6 protein-coding genes are annotated in these 10,524 nt (G+C 65.0%); 2 read left to right on the top strand and 4 right to left on the bottom strand.

Annotated features, from left to right (window positions below; translation table 11 throughout):
• The 4 genes from tssM to JHD73_RS12605 form a co-directional block, all read right to left on the bottom strand.
• Positions 1–3,762 (bottom strand): type VI secretion system membrane subunit TssM (gene tssM, locus JHD73_RS12620; RefSeq protein WP_199030614.1); only part of this gene is annotated, 3,762 nt, incomplete at its 3' end.
• 53 nt (positions 3,763–3,815) lie between these two features.
• Positions 3,816–5,279 (bottom strand): hypothetical protein, encoded by a 1,464-nt coding sequence (locus JHD73_RS12615; RefSeq protein WP_199030613.1) that lies wholly within the window; start codon positions 5,277–5,279, stop codon positions 3,816–3,818.
• Between the two features lie 7 nt (positions 5,280–5,286).
• Entirely contained in the window at positions 5,287–5,556 is a 270-nt protein-coding gene (locus JHD73_RS12610) for a PAAR domain-containing protein (RefSeq protein WP_021193560.1), read from the bottom strand.
• A 36-nt stretch (positions 5,557–5,592) separates the two neighbouring features.
• Complete coding sequence (locus JHD73_RS12605; protein ID WP_199030612.1) at positions 5,593–6,453, bottom strand: M15 family metallopeptidase; 861 nt, start codon at positions 6,451–6,453, stop codon at positions 5,593–5,595.
• 289 nt (positions 6,454–6,742) lie between these two features.
• Between JHD73_RS12605 and JHD73_RS12600 the strand changes: the two genes are divergently transcribed.
• Positions 6,743–7,483 carry a hypothetical protein gene (locus JHD73_RS12600; RefSeq protein WP_199030611.1) on the top strand — a complete coding sequence of 247 codons (741 nt, stop codon included), beginning with the start codon at positions 6,743–6,745 and terminating at the stop codon, positions 7,481–7,483.
• Positions 7,484–7,655: 172 nt separating this feature from the next.
• Complete coding sequence (locus JHD73_RS12595; protein ID WP_199030610.1) at positions 7,656–10,520, top strand: type VI secretion system Vgr family protein; 2,865 nt, start codon at positions 7,656–7,658, stop codon at positions 10,518–10,520.
• Positions 10,521–10,524 lie beyond the last annotated feature (4 nt).

The following is a 10,524-nucleotide window of genomic DNA, read 5'->3' as shown; positions in this document are numbered from 1 at the left end:
TTGCGGCGAGTCAGAAGCCGTGGTGCCGCCGGTCTGCGGGCTGCTGATGATGCGCAGACTGATGGCAACCGTCAGGCCGTCCTTCGTCCACGACAGATCGAAGGCGCCGTCCGGGCGACGCTTGCGCTGCGCGGTGGCAATCAGGCGTTCCAAGCCAAAGCGGCCCGGCTCGTTGAGCAGTTCCACCGTGCGGCCGTCAAACGTGGTGGCCGTGACCTTTGCACCCGGCGTGCCTTGCGGGTTTGGCCACACAAAGTTGGCCCACTGCGGCGGCGTGTTGCGATAGCGCAGTTGCTGGCCGTCAATCTCGATCGTGTATTCGGTCGCGCCTTGCGACGGCACCGGCAGGATCTGGAACACCGTCTGTGGGGCGGCAGCGGCTGCACCGCCGGCACCACCACCCGCCGCGCCGCCCGTGAGCGGCGCGATCCAGCGCGTGAAGCCTGTCGTGAACTCGGGTACGAACGACAGACCCAGATCCCCCCACGTGCGTGCGGCAAGCATGTCGCCACGGCGTACCGACAACGGGCCGATGGTCGTGCTGGCGAACTTGGCGATCGAGCCATCCGGGCCGAACACCTGGCCGATCTCCGCCGCGCTCGCTTCGATCTTGGCGTTGGCCGAGAACGGGTACTTGTCTGCCAGCGTCGTTGCAAACGGCTGGTAGACCTGTGCGTTCCACACCTTGTTGATTTCGGCCGTGGCCGGGCGGATCACCACCGCATACGACTGCAGCAGGGGGCGCACCAGCAGCGGGCGCAGCGTTGCGCGCTCGCTGTCGGTCATACCGGTCAGCATCTGCTCATCCACGTACTTGAGCGTGTCGGCCAGTTCCGAGCCGCTGCCATCCAGCGTCTGCTGCATGAGCTGGCGTGCGCCCGGGCCGGGGTCGCCCTGGTTCTTGATGAGGTTGAAGCGGGTGCGCACCTTCGACAGCGAATCCATATAGCCGCGCAGCAGGGACTTGTCATCACGCACCATCACCACACGCGCCAGGCCAGAGAATTCCTTGCCCACCGGGCCCATCGGGATCGTGCCGGCGTCGGCGGCGTTGCCCATGTCGACATTGACGTTCACCTGCGACGGCGTTTGACGCGCAAAAAGCTGCTTGAACCAGCCCAGCACACCGGTCTTGGCTTGCTTGAGGCCCGCATTGAGCATCGACGGGTTGTCCCACGAAGTCTGGTCGTAGGCGGTGTCGAGCACCTTGCGGATCGGCGAATTGGTCGGGTCACCCAGCAGGTTCATGCCGGTAACAGCCTGGTCGAAGCCGGTGAAGTCCTGAATGGCCACGCCTTGCATGAAGCGTTGCCACTCGCGGGCGTACTCGGTCTTGTACATCGTGACCAGCGCCTTCTGGATCTGCTCGGGGCTGCCTTCCAGCGTCAGGTCGTCGCGTGCAGCGACGTTGAGCACCCAGTCCTTGGTCTGCAGCTCCTTGTTGGCGGCTTCGCGGATGGCGGGCTGCACATAACCCAGCCACGCTTCCTTGGTGAAGGTGCCGGGCACGGCGTAGCTGCCGGCGACCACGCCAGCGCCGGTCTCACCGACGATGCGGGCGACCGTCATCGGGGCGTAGCGCGTGGAGGCGCGGGCCTTGATCTCGGCATAGGCGCGCTCGCGGGCCGGCATGCCGCGCACCACGCGGCGCAGGTTCTCGCGCGTCTGGTCGACCAGCGAGAGGTTGCCTTCCAGCATCGGCCAGTTGTCGTCGTTGACGTGCGCCAGGAAGAACGACAGGTTGCGTTCGGCCGAGCGGATCATCTGCTCGCGCGGCATGTTGCCCCGGTTGTCTTCCAGCCAACCGCGCCAGAAGCGTGTGATCTGATCGGTCAGGTGCGCGACCTCCACGTGACGCTTGTCTGACAGCATCAGGTAGGTCTTGAGCGCGTTGTAGCCGTCTTCCACGTTGGTGGGCGAGGCATCGGTGTAGCGCTTGGCACCGGTCGAGGCGGTGGCCTGGTTGTTGTTTGCCGGCGCGTTGGCGGCGGCACCCGAGGTTGCACCCACCGTGGCGGTGGCCGTGGTCACAGACGTGGTCATCACCGCGCCGGTTTCGGGCGGGCGCACCATCGGTGCGAGCTGATCCGGGTGCGCGTTGACTTCAGCCAGGAAGGTTTCGATCGCGCCGCCCACCGGCTTGAGCATGACCTGACGCAGGCCGTTGTAGTACTCGTCCAGCAGCTTGTGCTGCAGCGTGTCGCCCTGGTACAGGCCCAGCGACAGCGCGAGCGGGTGGTCGTTGCGATAGCGGTCGAGTTGCTCGATGCGGTCTTGCAGCATGTCGAGCGCTTCCAGGCGTGCCTGCAGGTCGACGCGGTTCTGCTGCATCTTCACGATCTTGTCGAGATCGGCCTGCACATTGGCCGTCAGCGTGCGGTTGCCCATGTACGACCACGTCCAGCCGCCCAGCATCAGGCCCAGCGCCAGCACCAGTCCGAAGAAGGTGGCGATGCGCAGGCGCGTCTTGGCGGGGCTCGCAAACTGACGCACCGTCTGGCGGTCCGCAAAAATCACCTTGGAGAACAGGTCCCGCAGGAAGAAGCCGTTCTTGGAAAACACTTCGCGGCTGCGTGCTGCGCCGTCGGTCGACAGCCCGAACCGGCGTGCGATGCGCTCGGCCGATGCGCTGTTGGTGGCGCCTTCCTGCAGCGCGCTGGTGAAGTAGAAGCCGCGGAACACGGGCTTGTACTGGAAGGGGTTCTCATCAAACAGCGTGACCAGGAACGAGCGCAGCGTCGGCTTGATCGACGCAAACTCCAGCGGGAAGCTCAGCAGCCCCGGCGAGAGCTTGTTCTTCTGATGCAGCGCGATCTGCGCCACGCTGATCTCTTTCAGGCCGTCGCACAGCTCGTCAAAGCGCTGGTCGAACATGGCCGCCACATCGGGTTTGGCATCCGGCTCGAAGGGCAGGGAGGCGCCCCACACGCGGTCGCGCTCCTGTTTCTCGCTGTCGCCAAAGAATTCGGTAAAGCCGGTGATCAGATCCGCCTTGGTGAACATCACGTACACCGGGGCGAACACCTCCAGGCGCTCCGTCAGTTCCTGCACGCGCTGGCGCAGGTTCTTGGCCAGGTTGATGGCGAACTCGGGGCGGTTCTGCGTGAGTTCCGACACGCTTACCGTCACCACGATGCCGTTAATCGGGGCCTTCGGGCGATAGCGCTTGAGCAGGTCAAGAAAGCCGAGCCATTCGCGGCGGTCTTCTTCATGCACCGAGTAGCGGCCGGCAGTGTCGAGCAGGATGCCTTCAGTGGTGAAGAACCAGTCGCAGTTACGCGTACCGCCAATGCCCTGAATGACCGCGCCACCCTTGTCGGCAAACGGAAACTGCAGGCCCGAATTCAGCACCGCCGTGCTCTTGCCCGCCGCCGGGTTGCCGATCACGATGTACCACGGCAGCTCATACAGCGCGGCGTCTCCCGACATCTGCCCGAGCTTGGAGCGCTTGATGGTCTTGACGGCTTCAGCCAGACGCACGCGCAGCGCTTCGACTTCTTCGCGTTTGTCGGGTGTGGCGGCCTTGTCGGCGGCGGCCTGCTCCAGCACGCCCTCCAGCTTCTTGCTTGCCTGACGCGCGCGCCAGCGTTTCCAGAGATAGGCCACCAGCCACAGCGCCAGCAGCACACCCAGCGCGATGCCGGCCCAGACCAGGCCAATCTCGAAGGTCTGCGCAATCAGCAGCAGAAAGATGGTCAGCACGATCACGCCGAGAACGGACAGTGTGCGTGAGTTGGTCAGGAAGTTCAGGAAGCGTTGCATGTTGCCTTCGGCTCGTGGGCGGACAAGGTCGGGTTCGAGATCGGAATTCAGGGTCAGGTCAGGCTCGGCACTACGGCAATGGCGCCGCGCTGCTGGATGTCGTTGGCGGTGATGGCCAGCACGGGCTTGCCGCTTTGCTGGCTCAACTGGTGCGCCACCACCACAGGCAGCAGGGAACCCGCCGCGCCGACGTAACCGCACGGCGTGCCCAGGGGCAGCAGATCGGCGGCCACGTCCAGCGTGGGAAAGCGTTCAGAGAAGATGCGCGCGACTTCCACCGTGCGCACGGGGTGCATGCCGGTGTCGGTGACAACGCTGGCGACGAGCGGTTCCTCCTCGGCAGCGGCAGGCGCCTTTCCGTTTGCGCCGGCCGGTGCGGCAGCGAGGGTCTCCAGCACGTGTCGTACCGCCCCGCCAAGGGCTTCCAGTTGCGGCTGGCCACGATCGGGCGTGGGCGCTTCCAGGCGAGCCACGCTGGCACGGGTGATTGTGATGGCGGCCGGCGGCGCGTCATCACCCTTGTCATCAACAGATTGGGTTACCGGGGCAGCAGCAAGGGCCGGCGCGCAGAGCAATACGCCAGCGGCGGCTTCGCCCGGCACACGGCCATGCTGGCGATTTGCCTCGAACAACTGCTCGTTTTGCGTCAGTTGCTCCACGGCGCTTGGGCCGACCAGCGAGTCGGCCACCACCAGCATGCGCAGCACGCGCTCGTCGCTCGTGCGGTTCACAGCCTGCGTGGCGCGGTCGAGGAGCAGTAGCGCATCGACATCGCCCTTGGCGGTGATCGGTTCAAGGGTGAGGTGATCGGCTCGCCAGATCACGCCAATGCGCTGGCGCAGCCAGGCATCGGCGGCGGCCTGTTGTTGCGGTGTCCACTCGCGCGGCAGCAGGGCGGTGATGACGAGCCGCGTGGCATCCGGGCCGGCGGGTTCTGGGTGTTGCGCGACGGCATGGGCTGCAAGTTCTTCGGCAACCTGCCCGGCGAGCGTCAACGCGCGCAGGTGTTCGTCCAGCCAGTCCACGTCTGGATGGCGCTCTGTCAGCTCGGTGCGCAGGTCTTCGATGTCGAGGCCATCCACCGGCGCAGCAAAGATTGGTTGGCCAAAGCCTTGTACGTCCGTCAGGCCCGGCTGGGTGCTGGCCTGCACGGCGTCCACCAGTGATGCCGCATCGCTGCCGCCCGGCGCGCGCAGCGCACTGGCGAGCAGAACGGCACGCCAGTGGCGCGTGGCATCCTGCGGGTCGGCCGGTGTGCCATCGCTCTTGGCGGCAGCAGCGGGCGCTGCGGCCGAGAGTTCGCGGCCCGCGGCAACGTTGGTGCGGATGCCGTCCAGCGCCCGCTTGATGACCCAATAGCCAATCACCATGCCCAGCGGCAGCAAGAACAGGTAGGTGACGATGTCGGCGGTGCTCGGCATGCGGTTGGTGGTCTGCCACCACACGATGACGGCAATCCACACCACCACGAACGCTGCCAGCAGCGTCAACCCGGACCGGAAGAGTCGTGCAGCCATGTCGTTCTCAGATGCTGCCCGTGTTGCCCTGGCTGGACAGGAGCGTGGCGCCGCAGGCGGTCTTATCACCGTGGCGCGCAGCCTGCTTGCCATCGATGATGACGTTCGGGTCTCCGGTGACGATGACCGTGGTGCCGCCATGCCCCTGCTTGGGGCAGGTGACCTTGTCGCCCACACAGGCGATGCCCTTGCCGCCCGTGGACGTATTGCCCGACGCGCTGATCACCACACCGCCGTGGTCCGTCTTGTCACCCAGCAGGATGAAGGGACGTGTCATTGCTTGCTCCCCGTATGTGTTCGATTCATCGATTCGTCATTGGCCTGGCGCCTCGGGGCGCTTGCCGAGTACGCCCTTGCGGCGCAGCTCCACGTGGCCCAAGTCCATCATCTTCCAGCGGCCGCCCCACACGAGGCCGACCGATTCCGCCGTTTGCCCATACAACTCGTAGCCGCGCATCGCCCAAGGATCTTTCTCGCTAATCACCAGCTTGCCGTCGCGGAAGAACGCGCTGTCTGCCGCCAGGCCGTACTGGTGGTAGCTCTGATACGCCCCGGCCTGCGTGACGTTGCTACCCATCGCCGCCAGCTTGGCTTGCCGATCGGGGCTGCGAAAGCCTTCGAGCAGCGCCATCTCGTAACCGTGTTCGTCGCGCATGATCTTGTAGACGAGCAGCAGACGCTGGCGGAAATCGGCGTCGAGCAGGTTCCAGTCGCGGCTTGCATCGCGGATTGCCGGGCGGATCAGCTCGACCTCGCGCGTGGTGAACACCTCGGGCGGCAACGGCGGCGGCGGGATCAGCCGTTCCCCGTTGAGCAGCGCAGAGATGTGCGGGTCCGGTTCACGCACCTGATCATCGTCAAACTCGAACGACTGCTGTTCACGCAGCGCCAGCGCCACGATGGGTGGCACAGACAGCACACCCAGCGCGCCCGCCAGCAGCAGTTTCCGGCGCGCCACGAACCGCTTGAACGCAGACGCATTCGACGCTGCACTGTCCACCGACCCGCGCAGCGACCCTGCCGAGCGCGCGCCGACCACGGCCGCACCGGCGCTCAGGCGCTGCCACTGCGCGCGCACGACCGCAGCGCAGCGTTGCCGAACCGACGGCAACAGCAACACTGCAGCCACCACCACCATGGCGACGAAGTAGAGGGCGAGAACAACGAAAACCATACTGACCTGCGGAGCGTAGGCGTCTATATCAATTCAGTCTGATTTATATCTGTATTCAGAGATTGAAAATATTATGAAACGATAAAAATTCAGCCGATTTTAGGTTTCGCTTCATTAACAAACGATAAAGAAAGCGCGTGTCTTTCCTAAGCATTTGTCTTTCAGCTAGGCCAGACTTAGAATCAGCAGCCACAACCGGAATCGGCATATTTTGTCGTACCTGATGCTCGGACGTTGTTTTTGATACGCATACGCTCGCCGCGCATTCTATTTCAATTCTGGACCCGTGATGAGTAATAACGGCGATTTGAAAAAAGAAGGGCCTCCGACGCTCTTCAACTCCCAGTCTGAAACTGATGAGGCTGGCCATACACGCATCCTCGCGAGCCTGGAAGGCAGGGTCGGGGCGGGTGGCAAGCCGCCCAAGAGCGCGGGGCGTCGCTATGGCATCGCGGCGGTCATCGCGGTGCTGGTGGCGGGCGTCGGGGCGTGGGTGGCGCTGAACCCGTCGGGCGATCAGAGTGCGCCGCAAGTGGCCGAACACACGACGCCTGCCACGCCTGCAGCCGCACAGCAGGCCGCAGCCGAGCCCACGCAGGTGACGGCAGCCACGCCCGCAGCGGCTGCCAGCGAGAGTGCCACGGCCCCCGCGGCCACCATCGTCAACGTGGCCCCCAACGACGAGCACACGCTGGACAAGCCGGGCAAGGATGTGCAAACCGCCAAGGCAACTGCCGATGCCCCTGCAAAGGATGCCCATACCTCGACCACGGTGCAGCAAGCCGTGACGGCCAAATCGGGTGATACGCCGCAAGCCAAGGCGGAAACCGCCAAGCTGGTTGCAAAATCAACCAATACGCCAGTCAAGGCGGCACAAATTACAAAGGCGAAACCGCAGGCAACGACAAAAGCCAAGAACCGTAAAGGCGGATTGACACCGGATGATCCGGATGCCGATTTGCTGGCGGCATTGCTTGCGCCACAAAACGCCAATCAACCGGCCACTCAACCCAATTACAAGGGGAAATAGCCGCTCGGTGGATGTCCGGAAGGGCAATCGCCCGGCGATGTTTGTGTTGCCAGGCGTTAATCAGGCGGCTGGCGCAATGCGGGACAATGCGCCGCCCACACAATGCATGCGCGCCGGCTTCACGTCACCATGTCTCACGTGATGCGCCCGTCGTTGCAGTATCGGACAGCGAATGGACGTAACGACCCTTCTCCAGAATCTCTTTGCTCCGGCGCATCGACTGTATGCCCTGGAAGGCGAAGGCCCGCTGGCCGACCTGGCGGTGGAAGCGTGGCTCGGCCGCGAGGCGCTCTCTGAGCTGTTCGAGTGGCGCGTGGTGGCGGTCAGTGCCAACGCACGCATCGCACTCAAGTCTCTGCTCGGCCAACGCGTGACGCTGGTCACAACCTTGGCCAACGGCACGCAAGCCAAGCGTACCGGGCTCATCCGCCTGGCTGAAAAGCTGGGCGCAGACGGCAGCCTGACGCGCTATCGCCTGACCGTCGTGCCCTGGTTCTGGCTGGCGACGCAGCAGCGCCACAGCCAGGTGTTCCAGAACCGGCCGCTGGCGGACATCTTTGAGCAGGTATTGAACCCATACGCACCGTACGCGTCGTGGCGCTATGCCGCTGGCGCCGAGGCGCGCATGAACGACTTCGGCACGCGCAGCCACATCGCGCAGTTTCGCGAGACCGACTACCACTTCGTCACACGCCTGCTGGCAGAAGCCGGGCTTGGCTTCACCACGGTCGAAGACGAGCAGGCGCATGGTGGTCATACGCTGGTGTTCTTTGCCGACAGCACGCAGTTGGCTGAAGACACGGAATCGGCTGCCGGTGGCGGCATTCGCTACCACCGCGCGCACAGCCAGGAAGAAAGCGACGCCATCCAACAACTCGCCTGCCACAGCCGCACGACGGTGGGCGGAGTGGCCGTGGCCGCGTGGGACCCGGAAGGCAAGAGCAGCGTGCGCGGCCATGCACCGGCACGCGCAGGTGCCGCATCCGGCAGCCCGGACGCGTATCTGTCGATCAGCCCATCGCTGGCGCCCGATGCCGCCAACGCACAGCGCGTTGCCGAGCAGGTCATGGAAAGCCTGGAGGCGCGTGCGCTGCTGTTCTCCGGCCGTGGCACGGTGCGCACGCTGCGCAGCGGCACGCGACTGCAGTTGCGCGACTGCCCGCATCTGCCGCAAGACCCCAATGCGGATGCCAGTGCACCGTATCCGCTGCTGATGGATCTGGTCGAACACTGCGGCATCAACAACCTGACGGCCGACACGCATCTCGCGCTGGGCCAGCGGTTGGGCGGGCTCGATGCCTCGCTGCTGTTCGATACGCCGCCTGATGCACCAGAATCCGGCCCCGGCGTATTCGGTTTTCAGGAGGCGGATGAACCTGTCGAGCGCTTTGCGCCCACCGGCGATCTGCTTGCCGCCGCACGCAAGCATGGCTATGTCGGCTGGTTCCGCGCGAGCGATGCCCGCCGCCCCTGGCGCCCTGCGGTGACAGAACCCGAGACGGGGCGGCTGTACTCCGCACCTACCGCGCAGGGTGTGCATAGCGCCATCGTGGTTGGCCCCGACGGCCAGACTCAGGCGGGTGGCGATGGCGAACACCACACGACCCCCGCCGGCGAAATCCGCGTTCGCTTCCCATGGCAACAAGGTGAGCGCGCTGACGACCGCAGCACCCGTTGGGTGCGCGTCGCGCAGCGCCAGGCTGGTTCAGGCATGGGCTGGCAGTGGCTGCCACGCATCGGCCAGGAAGTGCTCGTCAAGTTCAGCGAAGATGATATCGACCAACCCGTCGTGATTGGCGCGCTGTACAACGGGCAGGGCGAGGCCGGTATCGCGCCCACGCCGGGTGGGCAAGGCGCATCTGGCCAGAGCGATGGCGCCGCACTTTACAAGCAAGGCAGCGACAGCGCCGCCAGTGCGCAAGGCAACGTGGCTGGTGGTCACAGCCCAGCGTGGCACGGCATGGGCACCGAAGCCGAAGGCCACCGCAATGCCGCCGCACACACCGGCTTCAAGAGCGCCGAACATGGCGGCAGCGGCTACAACCAACTCGTCTTTGACGACAGCGACGGCCAGTTGCGCACGCAGCTCGCCACCACGCAGCAGTACAGCCAGCTCAACCTGGGTCACCTCGTCCATCAGCAAGACAACAGGCGCGGCACCTTCCGTGGTCAGGGCTTCGAGTTGCGTACCGATGGGCACGCCGCCGTGCGTGGTCAGGCGGGTTTGCTGCTCACCACCTATCGGGATGCCGCCAGTGGCAAAGCGCTACCCACCGGCGACAACGCGGCGGGCATTGCGCTCATCAAGCAAGCCAAGGCGCTGACCGCATCGCTTGGGCAAGGTGCTGTCACGCACCAGACCGCGGCACTCGCTACCGCCAAGGATGACGACGCACCGCTGGGCAAGCAGGCCAAGGCTGCGGCAGGCATGGTCGACGGCAAGGCATTGGATGCCGCCAAGCAAGACGCCAGCGCCGGCAACACCGCCACGCAAGGCAAGGTGCCGCAGCAGGGCGAAGCCATGGCGCACCTTGCCGGCCGGGCTGGCCTGGTGATGGTGGCGGGGCAAGACTTGCAGTTCTCCAACGGCGAGAGCATCGCCCTGGGCAGCGGGCAGGACACCAACCTCGCCATTGGCAAGCAGGCGCGTATGCATGCCGGTCAGGCGATTGGCGTAGCGGCGGGTTTGTCCAAGGCCGGTGACAACAACATCGGGCTGCAGATCACCGCGGGGCAGGACAACATCGACGTGCAGGCCCAGCACGACGTGCTCAAGCTGATGGCCAAGCAGGACCTGAAGCTGGTGTCGGCCAACATGAACGTGGACTTTGCGGCGGCCAAGCGGATTCGCATTGCTACGGCGGGCGGGGCGTCGATCACGCTTGAGGGGGGGAACATTACCGTGGAGTGTGCTGGGCCGATTACGTATAAGGCGGCGCAGCGGACGTTTGAGGGGCCGGTGAGTCAACCATATCCATTGCCAGCCAGCACCAGTTCCGACATCAATTTGCCTGGTACCTACCGCTTCTCCCTGTAACTAT

It is taken from the genome of Ralstonia sp. ASV6, from assembly GCF_016429285.1.
Classification (GTDB): domain Bacteria; phylum Pseudomonadota; class Gammaproteobacteria; order Burkholderiales; family Burkholderiaceae; genus Ralstonia; species Ralstonia flaminis.
Note: the sequence above shows the minus strand (reverse complement) of the source record. Positions and strands in the feature narration are given on the sequence as shown.